General features: G+C 69.5%; 17 protein-coding genes and 1 pseudogene. 9 read left to right on the forward strand and 9 right to left on the reverse strand.

Annotated features, from left to right (window positions below; genetic code table 11):
• Positions 1 to 121 precede the first annotated feature (121 nt).
• Positions 122 to 427: an ArsR/SmtB family transcription factor gene (locus tag ACLARN_RS41380; protein WP_409496948.1), complete on the reverse strand. Its 306-nt coding sequence runs from the start codon at positions 425 to 427 to the stop codon at positions 122 to 124.
• Between the two features lie 51 nt (positions 428 to 478).
• On the opposite strand from ACLARN_RS41380, the gene ACLARN_RS41385 reads away from it, so the two are divergent.
• Complete coding sequence (locus tag ACLARN_RS41385) at positions 479 to 1648, forward strand: MFS transporter (protein WP_409496949.1); 1170 nt, start codon at positions 479 to 481, stop codon at positions 1646 to 1648.
• A gap of 97 nt (positions 1649 to 1745) precedes the next feature.
• Here the strand turns inward: ACLARN_RS41385 and ACLARN_RS41390 are convergent.
• The 7 genes and pseudogenes from ACLARN_RS41390 to ACLARN_RS41420 all read right to left on the reverse strand — a co-directional run bounded on the left by ACLARN_RS41390 (position 1746) and on the right by ACLARN_RS41420 (position 11431).
• Positions 1746 to 2848: pseudogene (locus ACLARN_RS41390) on the reverse strand (HoxN/HupN/NixA family nickel/cobalt transporter).
• 16 nt (positions 2849 to 2864) lie between these two features.
• Positions 2865 to 3794, reverse strand: a complete 930-nt coding sequence (locus ACLARN_RS41395) for an N-acetylmuramic acid 6-phosphate etherase (protein WP_409496950.1) — start codon at positions 3792 to 3794, stop codon at positions 2865 to 2867.
• A 17-nt stretch (positions 3795 to 3811) separates the two neighbouring features.
• Positions 3812 to 4810, reverse strand: coding sequence for a MurR/RpiR family transcriptional regulator (locus ACLARN_RS41400; protein ID WP_409496951.1), 999 nt, complete (start codon positions 4808 to 4810; stop codon positions 3812 to 3814).
• 210 nt (positions 4811 to 5020) lie between these two features.
• Positions 5021 to 6796: a serine hydrolase gene (locus ACLARN_RS41405; RefSeq protein WP_409496952.1), complete on the reverse strand. Its 1776-nt coding sequence runs from the start codon at positions 6794 to 6796 to the stop codon at positions 5021 to 5023.
• A gap of 184 nt (positions 6797 to 6980) precedes the next feature.
• Entirely contained in the window at positions 6981 to 8255 is a 1275-nt protein-coding gene (locus ACLARN_RS41410; RefSeq protein ID WP_409496953.1) for an exo-beta-N-acetylmuramidase NamZ domain-containing protein, read from the reverse strand.
• Positions 8252 to 10057, reverse strand: coding sequence for a glycoside hydrolase family 3 protein (locus ACLARN_RS41415; protein ID WP_409496954.1), 1806 nt, complete (start codon positions 10055 to 10057; stop codon positions 8252 to 8254). The genes ACLARN_RS41410 and ACLARN_RS41415 overlap by 4 nt, the downstream gene beginning before the upstream one ends.
• Positions 10058 to 10633: 576 nt before the next feature.
• Positions 10634 to 11431 (reverse strand): HAD family hydrolase, encoded by a 798-nt coding sequence (locus ACLARN_RS41420; protein ID WP_409496955.1) that lies wholly within the window; start codon positions 11429 to 11431, stop codon positions 10634 to 10636.
• A gap of 595 nt (positions 11432 to 12026) precedes the next feature.
• Here ACLARN_RS41420 and ssd point away from each other — a divergent pair.
• The 8 genes from ssd (at position 12027) to ACLARN_RS41460 (ending at position 17564) form a co-directional block, all read left to right on the forward strand.
• Entirely contained in the window at positions 12027 to 13100 is a 1074-nt protein-coding gene (ssd, locus tag ACLARN_RS41425; RefSeq protein ID WP_409496956.1) for a septum site-determining protein Ssd, read from the forward strand.
• On the forward strand, positions 13097 to 14239 hold the full coding sequence (locus tag ACLARN_RS41430) for a TadA family conjugal transfer-associated ATPase (protein ID WP_409496957.1): 1143 nt from the start codon (positions 13097 to 13099) through the stop codon (positions 14237 to 14239). Before ssd ends, ACLARN_RS41430 begins: the two co-directional genes overlap by 4 nt.
• Positions 14236 to 14979 carry a type II secretion system F family protein gene (locus ACLARN_RS41435; RefSeq protein ID WP_409496958.1) on the forward strand — a complete coding sequence of 248 codons (744 nt, stop codon included), beginning with the start codon at positions 14236 to 14238 and terminating at the stop codon, positions 14977 to 14979. Before ACLARN_RS41430 ends, ACLARN_RS41435 begins: the two co-directional genes overlap by 4 nt.
• Positions 14943 to 15548 (forward strand): type II secretion system F family protein, encoded by a 606-nt coding sequence (locus ACLARN_RS41440; RefSeq protein ID WP_409496959.1) that lies wholly within the window; start codon positions 14943 to 14945, stop codon positions 15546 to 15548. Before ACLARN_RS41435 ends, ACLARN_RS41440 begins: the two co-directional genes overlap by 37 nt.
• Positions 15549 to 15657: 109 nt before the next feature.
• Positions 15658 to 15831, forward strand: coding sequence for a DUF4244 domain-containing protein (locus ACLARN_RS41445; RefSeq protein ID WP_076155965.1), 174 nt, complete (start codon positions 15658 to 15660; stop codon positions 15829 to 15831).
• A complete protein-coding gene (locus ACLARN_RS41450; protein WP_409496960.1) occupies positions 15831 to 16175 on the forward strand; it encodes a TadE family type IV pilus minor pilin in 345 nt (114 codons plus the stop codon). The genes ACLARN_RS41445 and ACLARN_RS41450 overlap by 1 nt, the downstream gene beginning before the upstream one ends.
• Positions 16172 to 16528: an Rv3654c family TadE-like protein gene (locus ACLARN_RS41455; protein ID WP_409496961.1), complete on the forward strand. Its 357-nt coding sequence runs from the start codon at positions 16172 to 16174 to the stop codon at positions 16526 to 16528. Before ACLARN_RS41450 ends, ACLARN_RS41455 begins: the two co-directional genes overlap by 4 nt.
• Before the next feature lie 409 nt (positions 16529 to 16937).
• Positions 16938 to 17564 carry a bifunctional DNA primase/polymerase gene (locus ACLARN_RS41460; protein WP_409496962.1) on the forward strand — a complete coding sequence of 209 codons (627 nt, stop codon included), beginning with the start codon at positions 16938 to 16940 and terminating at the stop codon, positions 17562 to 17564.
• Between the two features lie 28 nt (positions 17565 to 17592).
• Here the strand turns inward: ACLARN_RS41460 and ACLARN_RS41465 are convergent, their stop codons facing one another.
• Positions 17593 to 20076, reverse strand: coding sequence for a DEAD/DEAH box helicase (locus ACLARN_RS41465; RefSeq protein ID WP_409496963.1), 2484 nt, complete (start codon positions 20074 to 20076; stop codon positions 17593 to 17595).
• Between the last annotated feature and the right edge of the window lie 172 nt (positions 20077 to 20248).

Below are 20248 nucleotides of genomic sequence, written 5' to 3' on the forward strand. Positions count from 1 at the left end.
TGCCGCGCACCGGATCCGCTGCTCAAGCTGGCGCAGACGCCACCAATACCGCGCCCAGCAAAGCCACTACCAGCGACAAACAACCCACGAACCATGACCATCACGAACTACGACTGGAGTACTAGGCGAGGACGGCGTCCAGTAGCCCCGGGAACCGCTCGTGGATGTCCCCGGTCCGTAGCTCGACCCAGCGGGTCCGGCCTTCGACGAACGTCGTCGTCAGGCCGGCTTCGCGCAGGACCTTCCAGTGGTGAGAGAGCGTCGGCGCGCTGATCTCGACGTCGTACTCGGTGATGGCGCAGCTTCGCGGCGAAGGGTTGCTTCGCAGGGCGCGGATCAACTCCAGGCGTACGGGGTCCGCGAGCGCCTGGAGCACCGGCACGATCTCGATCTCACCGGTCGCCGGTTGCGGCAGCGTACTGCTCACTTCGCTCCAACTGTTTGACAGTCATCGAATAGTCCGGCCACTATACCTCCCATGACGATTCGACGATCATCTAATGATCGGCTCGCTCTGGGGGCTCTGCTGGTACTCGCCGTCGGTACGTTCACCGTCGGCACCGACGCGTTCGTCCTGAACGGGCTGCTGCCCACCATCGCCGCCGACCTGCGTGTTTCCGAGGCCGTCGCGGGCCAGCTGACCACCGTTTTCGCGGTGACCTACGCGGTTTCGTCGCCGCTCATCGCGGCTTTCACCGGACGGCTCGACCGGCGCTGGGTGCTCGGCGCCGGGATGGTGCTGTTCACGATCGGCATGGCCGGTCAGGCGATCGGCGAGTCCTTCGCCGTGGTCGCCGTCGCTCGCGTGCTGGCCGCGCTGGGCGCCGCCGCGTTCCAGTCCAACGCCTACGTTCTCGCCGGTGCTCTGGCGTCGGACGAGCGGCGCGGCCGGGCGCTGGCCACGGTCTCCGCCGGGATGAGTGTGTCGATGGTGCTCGGCGTGCCGATCGGGGTGCTCGCCGGGAACTGGTTCGGGTGGCGCGCGGTGATGTGGGGGATCGGTGCGGTGGCGGTGATCGTGGCGTTGCTCGTGCCGCTGCTGCCCGCGGTCCGGATGCCGACGGCGACCTTGCGCGACCGGCTCGCCATCGTCGTGCGGCCGCCGATCGCACGCGTGCTGGGCGTGAGCGTCCTCGGTACCGCGGCGGGCTTCGCGGCCTTCGTGTACCTGCCCGTTCTGGTCGCTCCGGTCGCCGCGGGCGCGATGATTTCGTGGCTGCTCGTCGGTTTCGGGATCGGGCAGATCGCGGGCAACGCCTTCGCGGGCAGGGCCACCGACACCCTCGGCTTCGCACGCGTCCGCTCGATCTCGCTCGCCGGGTCGATGGTGACGCTCGCGCTGCTGGACGTCGCCGTGCTGAGCCTGCCCGGCGCGCTGGTCTTCGCGCTGGTTTCCGGGGTGTTCGGCGGGATGCTGATGGTGCCGCAACAGCACCGCCTGTTCTCGCTGGCGCCCGACGCGCCGACGGTCGCCTTGGGGCTCAACGGTTCCGCGATCTACGGCGGCGGCGCCCTCGGTGCCGCGCTGGGTGGCGTCGTCCTGTCCTCGGCGGGCATCTGGTGGGTCGGCCCCGTTGCCGCCTTCGTCGCTCTGCTCGCCTTCGCGCTTTCGCTGCCTTCGCGCACCACGGTGACCCAGCCCGCCTGACCCAAAGTGATAGCAAGGGACCCTTGCTATCGTTAGCATGGGTACGCTAAATAAGTGGCAGCAAAGGTCCCTTGCTCCCTTTCTGCAGGTCAGAGGACTACTTGACGGGGATCCGGGCCGACCAGCGCTCCTCGATACGCGCGAAGCGCCACACGAGGAGCGCGAGAGCCCACGTAAGCACGAAGAGCGCTACGACCGCGTAGCCGACGTAGTCCAAGCTCAGCTCCCGATCGCCGCGAGCGGTCCGGTCGTGATCTGGAACCGGTCGGTGATGATCGAGATGACCTCGATCGTCCCGATGAGCAGCGCGACCGCGACGGAAAGCGCCGTCACGGTGAGGTTGTAGTAGATCTTCCGCACCGGCTTCGCGAAGGCCCAGCCGTACGCGTAGTTCATGAAGCAGCCGTCGGCGGAGTCGAACAGCGTCATCCCCGCGGCGAACAGGATCGGCAGCACCAGGATCGCGTACCAGGGCAGGGAGAACGCGGCCGCGCCGCCGGCGAGCACCAGCAGGCTGATCTCCGTCGCGGTGTCGAAACCGAGGCCGAACAGCACGCCGATCGGGTAGATGTGCCAAGGCTTCCGCACCGCCTTGGTGGCGCCCCGGAGCAGCCGGTTCATGAAGCCGCGGTTGTCGAGTTGCCGCTCCAGCGCCGCTTCGTCGAACTCACCCCGCCGCATGCGCCGGAACACCTTCACGATGCCGACCAGCACCACCAGGTTCATGATCCCGATGAGGTACAGGAACACCGCCGAAACGGACGTCCCGATCAACCCGGTCGCCTCGTGCAACGCCGACGAGTCGTCCTCGACGGCGCCGGCGAGTGCGCGGACGCCGAGCGACAACAGCAGGCACAGGACGAAGACGATCGTCGAATGCCCGAGAGAGAACCAGAAACCCACCGAGAGCGGGCGCTGTCCCTCCGCCATCAGCTTGCGGGTGGTGTTGTCGATCGCCGCGATGTGGTCCGCGTCGAACGCGTGCCGCATCCCGAGCACGAACGCGGTGACGCCGAGGCCGATCCCGAAAACGCCCGTGGCGCCGAGCTCATAGTGCCGCGGCGCCACGAAAAGCGTCAGGACCCCCCAGCCCACGACGTTGAGCAGCAGGATGAATCCCGCCATCCCGGCGACGGACGCCCGTTCGCGTCGCGTGAGTGCGAGGCGTCGGGATGAACGGGGCTGTCCGCCGGTGCTCATGGACAATCGGTGACTTTCAGCTCGCGCGCACCCGCAGGGAGTCGAGAGCCTTGCGGACGTGGCCATCACTGGCCGCCAGCGCCTTCGCCGCGTTCGCGACGTCTTCGCCGGACAGCAGGTGGACCAGCGCGACCTTGAGGTCGCCTTCGGCCTCGGTGAGCGCGTCGGAGCAGTCCGCCATGCTCATCCCGGTGGCCTCGCGCAGGATCCTGATGGTCCGTCCGCGCAGCTTCGCGTTGGTCGCGCGCATGCTGACCATCAGGTTCGAATACGTGCGGCCCAGCTTGATCATCGTCGCCGTGGAGAACGCGGTGAGGATGATCTTCTGCGCCGTCCCCGCCTTCATCCGCGTCGACCCGGCGATCGCCTCGGGGCCGGTGTCCACCGCGATGAGGACATCGACACCGGGCGGCATCACCGCGGCCTGATTGCCCGAGACCAAAGCGGTTCGGGCACCGAGACGGCTCGCCGCGGCCAGCGCGCCGAGAACGTAGGGCGTACGGCCGGAAGCCGTCAGCCCGAGCACGAAGTCGCCGGGTGCGACGGCCTCGGCCACTTCGGCGGCTCCGGCCTTCGCGTCGTCCTCGGCGTCTTCGACGGCTTGGCGCAGAGCGCGCGCGCCGCCCGCGTGATGCGCGATGAACCAGTCGGAGGGCACGTTGAACGTCGGCACGAGTTCCGCCGCGTCCAACGTCGCCAGCCTGCCGGAGGTACCGGCCCCGAAGTAGTGCACGCGGTGCCCCGACCGCAGCGCTTCCACGGCGAAGTCGACCGCCCGCGCCACCTGCGGCAGGACCGCGGCGACGGCTTCGGGGACCCGGCGGTCCTCGGCGTTGATGGCGCCGAGGATGCCCATGGTCGACATCAGATCGATGTCGGTCGTCCGTGGATTACGCTGTTCGGTTGGCGAATCGACGTGCACCACCTGGCGTGGGACGGTCATCATGCGCCTCACTTTTTCGCTCATTTGCCGGTTTCCCGCGGCCGTCGCCTGCCATCGGGCCGTACGCCCAGCCGGTGCGAACCAACCGCGTCCCTGGTCGCGTCGAGTGCGTTGACCGACGCGTCCATGTGCCGCTGCGCGACACCGATGAACAGGCAGTCGATGACGGTCAGCTGCGCGATGCGGCTCGCCGTCGCACCGGAGCGGAACGTCGTCTCCCGTGCCGCCGTGGTCAGCACGTGGTCGGAGACCTCGGTGATCGGCGAACGCGGGAAGTTCGTCACGGCGACGGTGATCGCGCCGTGCTCACGGGCCACCCGCAACGCCTCCACGGTGTCCGTGGTCGCACCCGTGTGAGAGATGCCGATGGCGACGTCGCCGGGGCTCAGCACGGCTGCCGACGTCAACATGATGTGCGTGTCGGACCAGGCGAAGCTGACCCGCCCGATGCGGTGCAGCTTCTGCTGCAAGTCCGCGGCCACGAACGCGCTCGCGCCCACGCCGTAGACGTCCACTCGGCCCGCGCCGGCCAGGACATCGATCACGCGCTGTAGCGACGGGACGTCGAGCTGGTCGGCGGTCTCCTCCACGGCACGTGCGTCCGCGAAGCTGACCTTGCCGATCACCGCGGCCAGGTCGTCCTCCGGACCGATCTCGCCGCCGAGGTTCCGGCTCGACCGGGCCTCCGTGCGGGCGGTGTCGGCCGCCAAAGCGATCCTGAGCTGCGGATATCCGCCGACGCCGACCGCCTTGCAGAACCGCGTGACGGTGGTTTCGCTGGTGTTCGCCGCCAGCGCGACCTCGGTGATGCTGCGCCGTGCGACCGTCGCGGGGTCGTCGAGGACGACCTTCGCGACTCTCTGTTCGGCCCGGGCGAGCCCGGGCAGCAGTGAGCGGATCCGGACCAGCGGGCTCGCGTCAGCGTCCCGTGTCGGCTGCGCCGGCACGGCCTCGGACGGTGCGACCGCGATTACGGATTCGGCTTCGCTCACCGTGGGAAAGTTACTAACCGTTGGCATCTGCGACAAGGCTACCCACACCCTTCGGGAAGATCGCAACCTATCCGTGTCTGCGGATTCGATTTGCGATTAATCGTTGACCAGAAAGTCGCTAACCAGGTCGAGGCCGTTAACGAGGTCGAGCTAACGACTTGGCAACTTAGTGTCGCGACGCAAGCGGCTGTGTCCCGGTCAACGGGGCGGTCCGGTCACCGCATCGGAACCGGCTGGTTACCTAGTGCTCAATTTCCAGCCGGTAGCGACGAAAGTAGGGGGATTATGCTCACTGTCCAGCAGTGTGCGGCCGCGTTCAGTGACTTTCACACCGTCCAGAGAAATTCCGCGGCCGGTGTAACGGGCATCGGTCGTGTAACGCCAGCGGAGGGTGATTTGTGAGCTTTGTGACACCTCGGCGGCGACCCGCCACCAAGCCCGATGACCGTGCCCGCCGAGACCGGTTTGCTCCCCGGCGGGAGCGCCTGGTCCGTTTGCACGCAGAGTAATCGTTTTCCAGGTGGCTCCACCGTCGGTACTTATTTCCAGGAACAGCGAGTCCGAGAGGTCTTCGGTGTCCACGAAGGTGTCGAAGGAGACCTTCAGCGGCCCGCCGCGCGTCTGTAACGGCGGCGTCGTGAGCGTGGCCGTGGAGACGTCCCCGGCGCCGCTGAACCACGCTTCGCGGCCGTGCGCCGGACGGACCGCCATCGCCTTCGCGAGCGAGCTCGCCCACGTCTCCCTGGCGAGGTTGATCGAGCCCCAGTTCCGCGTCGGGTGCACGCGGTTGGTGAGCAGGATCGCGAACGACCTCGACAGCGGGTCGATCACCAGCGAGGTCCCGGTGAACCCGGTGTGTCCGGCGGTCGAGGGCGCCGACAGCGCGCCCATGTACCAGGGCTGGTCGAGTTCGAAGCCGAGTCCGTGGGAGTTGTCGGGGAACTTGTGGTTGTAGTTCGTCAGCATCGTCCGCACGGTTTCCGGCCGCAGGATCCGCTGACCGCGGTACGCGCCGCCGTTGAGGATCGTCTGCGCCAGCACGGCCATGTCGGGGGCCGTGGAGAACACGCCCGCGTGCCCGGCGACACCGCCCAGCGACCACGCGTTCTCGTCGTGGACCTCCCCGCGTACGAGCCCTCGCGGCGGCTTCGCCGCGTACTCGGTCGCCGCGACCCTGGCGAGCTTCGACACCGGCGGGTTGTACCCGGTGTCGGCCAGGCCCAGCGGAGCGGCGATGCGGTCCTGGACCACCTTGTCCAGCGGAGCCCCGGCCAGCTTCTCGACCAGGAAGCCGAGCGTCAGCAGGTTGGTGTCGGAGTAGAGATAGGTACTGCCCGGCGGGTTCTTCAGCGGGCTGTCGAGCACGGCCTTCCGGCGCGACGGGATGTCCGGGTAGCCCTCCCACAGCGACGGGAGCGGCGTCGCGGCGAAGCCCGACACGTGCGTGAGCAGCTGCTGGACGGTGACGGCCTCCTTGCCGTTCACCCCGAACTCCGGCAGATACCGCACCACCGGCGCCGAAATGTCCAGCTTCCCGGCCTCGGCCAGCTGCATCACCGCGATGGAGGTGAACAGCTTCGAGATCGAGGCCATGTCGAAGATCGTGTCCGCGCGCATCGGGACCTGCTGCTCCGGCGGCAGTTCGGTGCCGCTCGCGTCGGCGTACCGGACGGCGCCGCCGACGGCCTGGCGCTCGACGACCACACCGTCGTGCGCCAGCAGGCCGACCGCTCCGGAGAAGTGCGGATGCCCGGTGGCGTCCGGCTTGGTCCAGCTCTCGATGAACCGCTCGGCCGCCTTGATCGGCGCCGGGTCGAGACCGACGCTGGCGGGCGCTCCGTCTCGCAGGACGGTGGACGCGGGCGCGAAACCTTCGCGCGGCTTGTCGAACCGACCGGCCGCGCGGTCTCGCTGGTTTTCGGTACCCGGAATCGCCTGTGCTCCCGCCGTCGACAGCGTGGTCGCCGCGACCAGGACGGAAACAGCCGCGATCAGGATCTTCCTAACACGCAAGGTCGTTCCCCTCAGCGCTAGTCGGGGAACCCGCGACCGCGATCGACGTCGCCACGGCGCGGACCTGGTCTTTCAGGTCAAGGTGGCGGACACGGCGCCGTGGCACCGCGATAGCGGGGCCTTCGGCCAGGGCGGGTTCACACGTTCGGTCACTTTTCGGATGCATCTTCAGCTCCGCCGTCCTTCAGCGATAGATGAGATGGCGACGGCGTTTCCGGTCGAACTCGGCCAGCTCCGCCTGCCAGGACCCGACGATCTCGTCGACTCCGGCGCCTTTGTCGATCATCGTGCGCAGCCTGTCGGAACCCGAGAGCTTGTCGAGGAAGTTGTCGGGCCGCCACTTGAACTTGTCCGGATGCACCTGTTTCGCGGTGACGAACATGGTGACCGTGGTGCGGATGGCGTCGAACGCCCGCGGGTCCGTGATCGTCACCTGTACGCCGCCGCAAGGTTCGTTGACGAACTTGCCGAACGTCGGCACGAAGTACGCCTCACGGAACTTCACCCCGGGAAGCCGCAGTTCACCGAGCTTCTCGCGCCAGCGCCAATCGAGGCCCGGCGCGCCGATGATCTCGAACGGCCTTGTCGTGCCGCGGCCTTCGGAGAACACGGTGCCTTCGAACATCCCGGTGCCGGGATAGACCAGCGCGGTGTCCGGCGTCGGCATGTTCGGGCTCGGCGGCACCCACGTCAGCCCGGTGCGGTCGAAGAGCTGATCACGCCGCCAGTCACGGACCTCGACGATCTCGAGCCTGCCCGGAGTGACCCCTTCGGCGGGCAGGAACTCGGCGGCGAAGAACCGCGCGAGTTCCCCGACGGTCATGCCGTGCTGCTGCACGATCGGCTTCCGGCCGACGCCCGACGCGTACGCCGGGTTCAGCATCGGCCCGGCCGCCTTGCCGCCCAGCGGGTTCGGCCGGTCCAGTACGACCACCGCCGCGCCGACCTTCGCCGCCGCGACCATCGCCGTGTACAGCGACCAGATGTAGGTGTAGAAGCGCGCGCCGACGTCGGCGATGTCGAAGACGATCGTGTCGACGCCCGCCTTCGTGAACATCCCCGCGAGCTTCGCCGCGTCGGCGCCGTACGCGTCGTACACCGGTACGCCGGTGCGCGGATCGGTGTAGTCGCCTTCGGAGCCTCCGGCCTGCGCGCTGCCGCGGAAGCCGTGTTCCGGGCCGAACGCGGCGAGCGGGCGGACTCCGGCGGCGACCATCGAATCGACGATGTGATCGCCGTTCGCCAGGACACCGGTCGGATTCGACAGCACGCCGAGCTTGCGCCCGGACAGCGGCGCCCAGCCGCGGGCGGCGAGCACGTCCGCTCCGGTGCGGGTGAGCAAGGGACCTTTGCTATCACTCTGCGCCTCGGGCCGAGCCTGCGCGACCGAGGACCCCGCCGTCAGCGTGGGGACCGCGAGCGCGCCGGCGGCGAGGAAGTGGCGGCGGTTGAGGCTCACCAGGTCAGCCCGTGGCCGAAGGGGTACTTCACCGTGCCCACGTCCTTGCCCGCGGGGATGTCCACCGGCAGCTTGCCCTGCGGCTTCACCTTGCCGAGGATCACCTTCGCCAATGCTTCGAGCGAAGGCGAGATGTAGCCGTACGTGGCGAGCCACGTCTTGATCGGGTTCTCGTAGCCGGCGTCGTAGGGGATCTGCGCGGCGACCGCGACGACCGGCTTCCCGGTGTCCGTCAGCGCCTGCAACAGTTTGCCCTGCAACGGATACGTGCCGACGTTGTTGGTCAGCACCACGACGAGGTCGACGTTCTTCGCCGCCGCGACGGCCTGCGAGATCTGCGCGTCGGTCGGTGTCTGGCCGGTCTGCAACGCCGTCGCCTGCGTTCCGTGCGCGGTGAGCTTCGCGGCCAGTGACGTCGTCGTGCTCACGCCCCAGCCGGTCACGAGCGTCTTCGCGGGCTGCTGCTTGAGCGGCAGGAGACCGCCGTCGTTGCGGATCGCGGTGACCGACCGGTCGGCGATGCCCTGCGCGGTCGCGAGGTTGGCCGGGGTGCCGACCTTCGAAGCGACCTTGGCCGGGTCGACGAACGGCGAGGTCAGGATGCCCCGGTTCAGCTTCAGCTTGAGCACCCGCAGGACGCTCTCGTCGATGCGCCGCTCGGTCAGCTCACCCTTGCGGACCGCGTCGAGCACCGAGTTGATCGCGAGGTCGAGGTTCACCGGCATGAGCAGCTGGTCGATGCCCGCCTTGAGCGCCAGTACCGGGATCTCCGCGTCGGTGTGCATCTCGCGCACGGCGTCCATCGAAAGCGAGTCGGTGACGACGACGCCCCGGTAACCCAGTTCGTCGCGGAGCTTGCCGGTGAGGATCGGCTTCGACAGCGTCGCGGGCTCACCCGACGGGTCGAGGCTGGGGAACTGGATGTGCGCGCTCATGATCGAGTCGATGCCCGCCTTGATGGCGGCTTTGAACGGCGGCACGTCGGTCGCGCGCCAGCTGGCTTCGCTCCGGTCGATCCTGGGCAGTTCGTGGTGACTGTCGGTGGCCGCGTCGCCGTGGCCGGGGAAGTGCTTCGCGGCGGCGGACACCGTCTCGGTGCGACTTCCGGAGTCCTGGAAGCCCTTGACCTGGGCCTCGACGAACTGGCTCGCCAGTTCCGGGCGGCCCGAGAAGGACCGGACGCCGATCACCGGGTTCGCCGGGTTGGAGTTCACGTCGGCGTCGGGGGCGAAGTCCTGGTTGATGCCGACGGCGCGCAGTTCGTGCCCCAGGATCCGGGCGGCCTCCTGCGCGGCCTTGGTGTCGCGGCCCGCCGAGATCGCCATCGCGTTCGGCAGTTCGGTGGCGGGGGAACCCATGCGGGTGACCGTGCCGCCCTCTTGGTCGGTCGCGATCTGCAACGGGATGCGGGCACCGCTGCGGACGGCCGCCCGCTGGAGCCCGTTCGACAGCTTGGCGACCTGCACCGGGTCGTCGAAGTTGTCGCGGCTGTCGTTGTTGAAGTAGATGACGCCGCCCAAGTGGTACTTCTCGATCACCTGCGCGGGAGTGTCCACTCCGAAGTCGGCCTTGTTCTTGGCGTTGACCTCGTCGGCGGACTTCCCGTTCACCCACGTGACGAACAGCTGGCCGACCTTCTCCTCCAGACTCAGCCCGCGCAGCGCCTTCTGTGCCTCCGCGTCCGCGGTCACCGGCTGCGCGGTCGCCGGAACGCCCGCGACGGCGAGGGTGAGCAGGCCCGCGAGGGGCAGGGCGAGCGCATGGATCCTCCGATGACGGGCGTGCGCGGTTCGGGTCGTCACCTCAAGCCTCCCAGATTCGTGCCTGACTCTCAGATGGAAAGAAGTCCACCTGGAAGCACTGATATCCGGAAGCTACCCACGAGCACTTTGCTTGTCCATCAGCCACCCCCGCGATAGGTCCGTTCATACACAAAGGGACGCGAATGGGCCGGTCACGCCGGGAAAACGGGGGTAAAACACTGGCGGCGCCCGTCGGCCGAAGCCGGCGGGCGCCGCCAATCAGTGCGGGCAACTCGGGCGACCAAGCGTGCAACTCTGGTCGTACCTTCATGGACTCGGCGTCCGGCGTCCCGGTACGCAGTCCCTAGACGACGAGCCTCCCGCGGCGCGCTGCGCGTGGGTACCCGGTGTCCGCACACGGAGATTCGCCGGGGTGGAACAGGCTTCTCTTCTACCTGTTCCCTGGCCGACCGAACGTCCGCACCTACTTTCTACGCCGTGAGCCGGATCACTTCAAGTACGCAGACGGGTGCACCGGTACAGAGGCTCGATCTAGTGACACGGGTACCCTCCGCGACGGACAATTCGCCACCCTGGCTGCGAAAACCGGTTTGGTACCGCCGTGTGGGTGCGCGCTCAGCGGGTGCGTTTGCGCCGGCTGTAGCCGTACCAGGTGGCCCCCGCCGCGACGGCGCCGAGCGCGACCAGCCCGGCCGACTTCGCCGGGATCCGGGTCCGCAGGGACATCGGGTGCTCGAACGTGAGGATCTCCCAGCCCTGTTCGGTCGCGTGCTTGCGCAGGACGCGGTCGGGGTTGACCGCGTGCGGCCTTCCGACGGCCTCGAGGAGCGGGATGTCGGTGCTCGAGTCGGTGTACGCGTGGCACTGGGTGAGGTCGTAGCCATACGTGGCCGCGAGTTGCTTCGCGGCGACGGCCTTGTTCTCGCCGTAGCAATAGAAATCGACTTGGCCGGAGTACCGGCCGTCCACGATCTGCATCCGCGTGGCCACGCTGCGCGTCGCGCCGAGCATTTCGGCGACCGGGGCGACGACCTCCTCGCCGGTCGCCGACAGCACCACGACGTCGTGTCCGTCCGCTCGGTGCGCGGAGATCAGTTCCGCGGCCTCCGCGTAGACGAGTGGGTCGACCACGTCGTGCAGCGTCTCGCGGACGATCGCGGACACCTGTGCGACGTCCCATCCGGTGCACAGCGCGGAAACCTCGGCCCGCATCCGCTCCGTTTTCGCCGCGTCCGCACCCGCGAGTGAGAAGACGAGCTGGGCGTACGCGCTGCGAAGCGCGGCTCGGCGATTGATGAGGCCTTCGCGCAAAAGAGGCTTGCTGAAGGCCAGCGCGCTCGAGGACGCGATGATCGTCTTGTCGAGATCGAAGAACGCCGCGACCGGGCTCGGTGTCGTGCTGGGTTGGGCCACCCGCCAAGGATAGGAGAGCCGGACGGCGGCTCGCCCGTTGGTCGACCACGATCGGGATACGACGGTGGAAAATTCACGACCGCACACCGGATTCGGCGCGTCGTGCCGTTATCGAATTGTGGGTACCGGCGCCGACCGCAACGGGCCGGTGTCGGAGTTACAGTGAGATTGCCCGGTGTCGCACCGGGCCAGGTTCAGTCCGACCCCCCGGGGCTGAACCCCAGGCGGTCCCCGTCCCTCCCCCCTGGCGGGGGCCGCCCTCAAACTTCCCGCCCCGCCAATGGTTCAGACCTTGTTGGCTGCGGAAAACTCGCCAGGACAAGGCCGATCCGGTCGGTATAGGCAATTTTTCTTTGTTCTCAACCCTTTTCGTGCCCGGATCGGCCGGGAACGGAGAGGGTTCGTCGTTGTGGGAAAAGCCGGGAAGTGTGCCAGAGGGGGCCGACAGAAACGGCGGGAAACCGGTTTCCGGCGGTGGAGTTGTCCACAACACCCCGGTTGTCCACAGGCGGGACGGAATGGCGTTGTGCGCGGATGGGACCCGGCGCGACCGTGGAGTCACAGATCCGAGTCCGACCGAATCCCTGGGGGAGACATGACCGAGGAACACCCTCTCGTCGTCGCAGGAGACGACATCCTGCTCGACGAGATCCTGCGCGTGGCCGCGGCCGCGGGCTGCGAGGTCGAACGCGCACCCGATCTGGACGCCGCTCGCGGGAGATGGGCTCGCGCGCCGCTCGTGGTGCTCGACGAAGAGGCCGCGAGCGCGCCGAACCGCCTGCTGCGGCGGAACAAGGTCCTGCTCGTCTGCAAGGGCGCGCCGACACCGGTGACGTGGGAACGCGCCTTCAACACCGGTTCGGAAAAGGTCCTTTCACTGCCGGACGAGGAAGGTGACCTCATCGGCGCCTTCGCCGACGTCGTGGACGGGCCCGCGCGTGACGACGGTGTCGTCATCGGGATCATCGGCGGGCGGGGCGGCGCAGGGGCCTCCGTGCTGGCGGCCGCCGTCGCTTACCAGGCGGAGAAGTCCGGGAGCGGCGGGCTGCTCGTCGACTGCGATCCGCTCGGCGGCGGCGTCGACGTCCTCCTCGCCGCCGAACGCGATCGCGGGCCGCGCTGGCCGGAGCTCGACCTCGGCGGCCGGGTGTCGATGACGGCGTTGAGCGAAGCCCTGCCACGAAAACGGTGCGCGACCGGCTCACTGTCCTTTGTGTCCTACGGCAGGGAAGGGCGTGGTCCCGGGCCGGACGCGATCGAGGGCGTGCTGGGCGCCGGGCGGCGGGCAGGGCGGACGGTCGTCTGCGATCTGCCGAGGTATTTCGGCGCCGAAACGTCCGCCGTCGTCGGACTGGCCGACCTGGTCGTGGTCGTCGTTCCGGCGGAACTCCGTGCTTGCTCGGCGGCGAAACAGGTCCTCTCCAGGCTCGAACCCCAGGCGACCCGGATCGGCGTCGCCGTCCGGGGGCCGTCGCCCGCCGGGCTGATCCCGCAGGAGATCGCCGACGCCGTCGGCGCCCCGCTCATCACGTCGATGGGCCGCGAGCGGTCCCTGTCGGCGGCACTCGACCGCGGCGAGTTCGTCCTGAAACATCGCGGGCATCTGGCCACGGCCGCCGCCGAGGTCCTCGCGGCCGCGCGCGGGAATCTGGCCGGTGCCTTGCGATGACCGACGATCTGGTCGAGCGGGTCCGGCGGCGATTGGCCGGATCGGCGGTCCCGGCGGATCCGGTGAGCGTGGCGCGGGCCGTCCGCGCCGAAGCAGGCGGCGCGCTCGGTCAGGACGCCGTCCTCGGCGCGGTCCGGCTGGCCCGCGACGAGTTCGTCGGTGCCGGTCCGCTCGCGCGGCTGCTCGAGAAGCCCGGCGTCACCGACGTTCTCGTCACCGCTCCGGACAAGGTCTGGACCGACAACGGCGAAGGCCTCGAAAAGACAGACGTCCGTTTCGCGGATGAGGAGGCCGTCCGCAGGTTGGCCCAGCGGCTCGCCCTCGCGGGCGGGCGGCGGCTGGACGATTCGCAACCGTTCGCCGACTGCTGGCTTCCCGGCGTGGGGCCGTACGGCCGGATCCGGCTGCACGCGGTTCTCCCGCCGATCGCACCCGCCGGAACCTCCCTCTCACTCCGCGTTCTGAGGCCCGCCACCCACGACCTCGCCGCGTTGCGTTTGCGCGGCGCGTTCGGCACCAGCGGCGCGGACCTGCTCGATTCGGTCATCCGGGGACGGCTCGCGTTCCTGGTGTCCGGCGGGACCGGAGCGGGCAAGACGACCTTGCTTTCCGCGCTGCTCGGCGCGGTGTCCCCGGCCGAACGCATCGTTTGCGTCGAGGACGCGGGCGAGCTGCAACCGGACCATCCGCAGTTCGTCAGCCTGATCGCCCGCCCGGCCAACGTCGAGGGCGCGGGCGAGATCGGGCTCGGTGACCTGGTGCGGCAGGCGTTGCGCATGCGTCCGGACCGCCTGGTCGTCGGCGAAGTGCGTGGTGCCGAGGTGTGCGCGTTGCTCAACGCGATGAACACCGGGCATGAGGGCGGAGCCTGCACCCTGCACGCCAATTCGCCGGCCGAGGTCCCGGCGCGGATGGAGGCGCTGGCCGCGCTCGGCGGACTGAAACGGGACGCGCTGCACAGCCAGCTGACGGCGGCGGTGCGGGTGGTCCTGCACATGCGCCGCCTGCCGAGCGGGATCCGGCGGCTGGACGAGGTCGGCGTACTGCGGTCACTGCGTGGCGAGGCCAAAGTCGTCCCGGTCTGGAGCAAGGGCCACTGGATCGGCGACGAGACACCGTTCGAGGAGATGGCGGCATGAGCCCCTGGTTCCTCTTCTCTTGCGGTGCAGGGTTGGCTTGCTGGCCGCCGAGATCGGTGACAGGCACTACGTATGTCTGGCGCCTTCCTCGAGCCGCTCGTGCGGGTTGGTGGCCGTTGCCCGCGTTACTCGTCGTGCCGCTCCTCGGGATCGGGTGGGGACTGGCGACGCTGGTGCTCACCTTGACCGTCCGCCAGGAGCACCGGCAGCGGGCACGGGCGAAAGCGGCGTTGGCCGAAGCCGAACTCACCGCGTCCGTGCTGCGGACGATGATCGGCGAACTCCGGGCGGGCGCCCATCCGGTGACGGCGGCCGAAGCCGCGGCGGACGCGTTGCCCGCGGCGGCCGGACGGCTGCGCGGCCTGATCGCGGCCGCCCGGCTCGGTGGTGCGACGGCCGATCCGGACGCGCCACCGGCACTGGTGAACGCGTGGGCACTCGCGAGCAGGTTCGGGCTTCCGATGGCCGACGTGCTCGACGCCGCGCGACGGGACACCGAGGCGGAGATCGGCTTCCGGCGTCGTCTCAAAGCCAAGATGGCCGGTCCCCGCGCGAGCGCCGCCGTGCTCTCCGTCCTCCCGCTGGTGTGCCTGCTGCTCGGCGAGGCGATGGGGGCGAGCCCGCTCCACGTCCTCACCGAGACGGGCGCCGGTCAGTCGCTGCTCGTCGTGGGCAGCGGGCTGATCTGGGCGGGAACGGCCTGGTGCCGGGCACTCACCGGGCGGGTGGCGCCGTGCTGACCGGAGCGGCGCTGATCCTGCTGGGCGGTGCCGTCTTCTGCTGGCAGCGCGTCGGCCCCGGGGTCGTCGCGCGGCCGGGACGACTCCTCACGTGGCTTCGGGAACGGGCGGCCCGGGACAGCGGTGTCTCCGAACTCCTCCGGTCCGCGGCCACTCTCGACCTCCTCGCCGCGTGCCTGGCAGGCGGGCTGCCGGTGCCCGTCGCGCTCGAGGCCGTCGTGCCGTCCGCGTCACCGAAGACCGCGGAGGCCCTGCGTTCGGTGGCGTCACATCTCGCCCTGGGCGTCGAGCCCTCCGAAGCCTGGGCACCGGTCTCAGACCGGCCCGGTCTGACAGAACTGTCCGTCGCCGCCGTCCGCACGGCAAGGGCGGGCACCGCGCTCGCGACTCACGCGAAGGATCTCGCGCGACGGCTGCGTGAGTCGCTCTCCGCCGAAGCCGAGGAACGTGCCGAACGGGCCGGAGTGCTGCTGGCCGCGCCGATCGGCCTCTGCTTCCTCCCCGCGTTCCTCTGTCTCGGTGTCCTGCCCGTCGTGCTCGGCCTGGCCGGTCGTCTCGACGGCATCTGAGTGCCTGTTTGGTGAACCCGCGTCCGGAAACACGGCGGGTTCACGCGTTAGGTCCGTTTTGCAGCTCATCCTCAGCTCCGCCAAGAAGTCTCTGATCGAAAGGCATCCCATGAGCAAGTTCCCCTCTTTCCGCGGCGACGACGGAATGGCGACGGTCGAATACGCCATCGCCACCTTGGCCGCCGCCGCGCTGGCAGCCGTCCTCTACCTGGTCGTCACCAGTGAGGACGTCGTCGCCGGGCTCACCGCGCTCATCGAGCGGGCCTTGTCGGTGAAGTTCTGATGCCCGGTGGTGACCGCGGCTCCGTCACGGTGGAGGCCGCGCTCGGCATCGTCGCGATGACCTTCGTCTCGGCCCTGCTGCTCGCCGGGATCGGGGTCGCCGCCGATCAGCTCCGCTGCACCGACGCGGCCCGCGAGGCCGCCCGGCTCCTCGCCCGCGGCCAGCCCGCCCGCGCCGAACAGGCGGTGCGGGAGATCGCGCCGTCCGGCGCCCGGCTGGACGTCGTCCGTGAAGGCGACGCCATCACCGCCGGCGTCGAGGCCGAACCGGTGGCCGGACTGCTGCCGGGCATCCGGCTGCGTTCTCGCGCCTTCGCGATCGCCGAGCCGGGCGGCGGACCGTGAGCGGGGACGATCGCGGCGTCGCGACCGTGTGGACCGCCTCGATCGTCGCCGTCCTGGTCTGCGCGGCGGCGTTCACCTTCTGGATCGGCGCCGCCGTCACCACCCGGCACCACACCGAGGCCGCGGCCGATCTGGCGGCGCTCGCCGCGGCCTCACACGCGACGGACGGTCCCGGTGCCGCCTGCGAGCGGGCCCGACAGGTCGCCGTCCGGATGTCGGTCACGCTGCTGACCTGCCGATGGGAGCGAGGCGACGCCCTGGTCGAGGTCCGGTCAGAGGAGTCCGGACACCTGGCGGCCGTCAGCCGGGCGGAGGCACGGGCCAGGGCGGGGCCGGTCGACCGGCCACCGTGACGGACGTCGCACGGTGAGCGGTCGTCCCGTCGATGACCGGCCGGTAGTACGCGCGAGTAACCGCCGGGCGCGAGCAGCGGTCGTTGACGTGCGGCGAGCGGTCAAAGCCATGATCAGCGCTCCGCCGAACGGTCCCGCATCGCTCGCGATGAGCATGGTCGCCGGGGCGGGATACCCTGCTCAGCCGCGACGAACGGCGCCGTACTGGTCGTCGAGGGCAGTTAATCGGACGTGCGGCGTTCGGTCCGTCGAGTCGGGCTACCGCACGTTCATCGCTAAGTAACCGCCGGTTGTCGCGTGGGGTCTTCTCCCGATGTGCAACTTGCCGTTTATTGAGATGTACGCCACTTCGAGAAGGTCGCCGGGTGGCCCACACACAGGACAGAGTTGACCTGAGGCAGGGACAGGAATGTTGGACGCGAATTGGCCGGACAGCTGGCGGGGCGCCTTCCGCATCGAGATGCGGGCGGAGGCGATCGGCCTCGCATGGCGTGGCTGGCCGGTGCTCCCGGGTGCCGAGCCCGCCGCGATCACCGCGGACGCCGACGACCTCACCTGGCGGCGTCCCGTCCCGGCGCAGGACAACTGGCGTGAACTGATCGAGACCCACCCGCACGAGGTCGCCACCTGGTTCGGCGACGACACGCACAGCCTCCTCGTGGCCACCGGCACCGTGCTGGACGCCATCGAGGTCGACGACGAGCTCGGCAAGGCGGCCGCCCGCCTGCTGCGCGCCACCGGTCACCCGGCCCCGATCGTCGCGATGCCGAACGGCCGCTGGCTGTTCCTCACCACTGTCGCCGCGAGCATCCCGCGGGAGCTGGCCGACCACGCGTCGATCGAGTGGCACGGCGCGAACGACTACATCCCGCTGCCCCCGTCGCCGTTCCAGCACGGTGTCGTGCACTGGCGGGTCAAGCCCGAGGTCTGGGGCTGGCAGCTGCCCGAGGCCGCCGACGTGCACGACGTGCTCGTTCGCGCGCTGACCGGTGACAAGGCCGCCGCCCCCGTGGCGACCCTGACCACCGCCGCCTGATCAACCCATAATTTCAGCCACATCGCTTTCAAACCACCAAGTGGCCTGACTGAGACCCGTGCTGACGCAAAGCCCCGAGCACGGTGTCCAGTACGGCCACTGCCCCCGCCTTGTCCAGCGGATCGTTGCCGTTCCCGCACTTCGGCGACTGGACGCAGGACGGGCAGCCGGCCGGGCATTCGCAGGAAACGATCGCCTCCCGCGTTGCGGCCAGCCAAGGGACAATTGCGGCAAACCCGCGATCGGCGAATCCCGCACCCCCGGGATGGCCATCGTGCACGAACACCGTCGCCTCCCCGGTGTCCTCGTGCCACGCGGTAGACACCCCGCCAATGTCCCAGCGGTCGCAAGTAGCGAACAGCGGTAGCAGGCCGATCGCCGCGTGCTCGGCGGCATGCAGGGCACCGGGGACGCGCGCCGGATCCAACTCGGCGCCCGTCCCCGGTGTCCCGCCAAGTTCCTTGGTCCCCACCCTGGAGCCTCCGGTCCCCACCGGCTCCAGAACCCCGGCCCCCGGCCGATGGCCCCCGGTCCCCGCCTCGCCATCGGCAACCCCAGGGCCATCGGAAACGCTGAGCAGCTCCGCCGAGATCGTGTACCAGACGGCGCGGGTGTGCAGGCTCTGCTCCGGCAGGTCCAGTGGAGTCTGGTCCAGCACCTCACCCGACAGGCGCCGTCGCAAGTAGCCGACCACTTGCGAACTCACCGACACCTCGCCGAGGTTCACCGTGATCCCGCCGTGCACCCGGGTCTCCTCGGTGCGCAGCACGCTGATGTCGACGATCTCACGCGGTGACGTCGTCCAGTCCGGATCCTCCGCGTGCACCATGGCGAGCCCGGTCTCCAGATCCAGTTCGTCGACCACGTAGGACGAACCCTGGTGCAGGTACACCGCGCCGGGATGCACCGCGTAGCAGGCGGAACCCGGATCGACCGTGCCGAGCATCCGCCCGGAATCGGCCTCCACCACGGCGATCTGCTCACCGCCGGAACCGCGGATGCCGACGTCGGCGTGCGGCCGGTCGCGTGAAGTCCAGTACCAGCCGCTCGTGCGGCGCCGGATGATCTTCTCCGCGACCAGATCGGCGAGCACGGCACGCGCCGCGTCGCCGCCGAAGGCCGCGACCTCCGGTTCGGTCAGCGGGAGTTCGGCGATGGCGCAGGCCAGCTGCGGTGCCAGCACATACGGGTTCGACGGGTCGAGAACCGCGGCCTCCACCGGGCGATCCAGGATCGCGGCCGGATGGTGCACGAGATAGGTGTCCAGCGGATCGTCGCGGGCCACGAAGACGACCAGCGCCGCGTCGCCCGCGCGCCCGGCCCTGCCCGCCTGCTGCCAGAATGACGCGAGCGTGCCCGGATATCCGGCCAGCACCACCGCGTCCAGCCCGGCGATGTCGACGCCGAGTTCGAGCGCGTTCGTCGTCGCCACGCCGAGCAGCCGCCCGGACAGCAACGCCGCTTCGAGCGCGCGGCGCTCCTCGGGCAGATACCCGGATCGATACGCGGCAACGGATTCCGCCAACGAACCGTCCACTTCGGACAGAATTCGCCTGGCGCCGAGCGCCGTCAGTTCGGCGCCGCGACGCGACCGGACGAACGCCAGCGAGCGGGCGCCCTCGATGACCAGTTCGGCGAGGATCCGCGAAGCCTCCGCGCCCGCCGAGCGCCGTACCGGTGCCCCGTTCTCGCCGGAGATCTCCGACAGCAGCGGGGGTTCCCACAACGCGACCGTGCGGGCGCCCCGCGGCGAGCCGTCCTCGGTGACCGGGACACAGTCCTGCCCGGACAGTTTCGCGGCGAACGCCGCTGGGTCGGCCGTCGTCGCGGACGCGAGAACGAAGACCGGCGAAGCGCCGTAGTACGCCGCGACCCGCCGCAGCCTGCGCAGCAGCAGCGCCACATGGGAACCGAAGACGCCGCGATAGCTGTGGCATTCGTCGACGACGACGAACGAGAGCCGCCGGAAGAACCGGGACCAGCGCGCGTGCGACGAGAGGATCCCGCGGTGCAGCATGTCTGGGTTCGTGAACACCCAGTTCGCGTGCGCGCGGACCCAGTCCCGCTCCTCCAGCGGAGTGTCACCGTCGAACGAGGCGGCACGCGCTTTCTTGATGTCCAAAGAGGACACGGCGCGTAACTGGTCGGCGCCGAGCGCCTTGGTCGGGGACAGGTACAGCGCCGAGGCCCGCTCGTCCTCGACCAGCGCCGACAGCACGGGCAACTGGTACGCGAGCGACTTACCCGACGCGGTGCCGGTGGAGATCACGACGTGCTTGCCATCGCGGACCAGCGACGCTGCTTCGGCCTGATGCCGCCAAGGCGTCTTGACGCCACTCGCCGTCAGCGCTTCGACGACCGGGGCCGCCGCCCACTCCGGCCAGTCCACCGAATCCGCCGAACGTGCGGGCAGTTCGGCCACATGGGTGACCGGGTACAGCGAAGCCGGGATCCCCGCCGTCGCGCGGTCGAGAAGCCGCCGCCCCTTACCGGATTCCGCCGTGCCGTCCACCTTCGGAAGCTTCGCACAGCACCCCGACAGAAACCGGCCGCCGCCGGACGGACCGGCCGCCGAAAGGGGGTGCGGATGATCGATACAGTGATCAGCCTCACAAGGTAACGGAACGTGCGGTGGCGGGGACGCCTTGCCGTCCTCCATCCCACTACCAATACACTCCCGCAAT

Source organism: Amycolatopsis sp. cmx-11-12, from assembly GCF_046269425.1.
In the GTDB taxonomy this organism is placed as follows: domain Bacteria; phylum Actinomycetota; class Actinomycetes; order Mycobacteriales; family Pseudonocardiaceae; genus Amycolatopsis.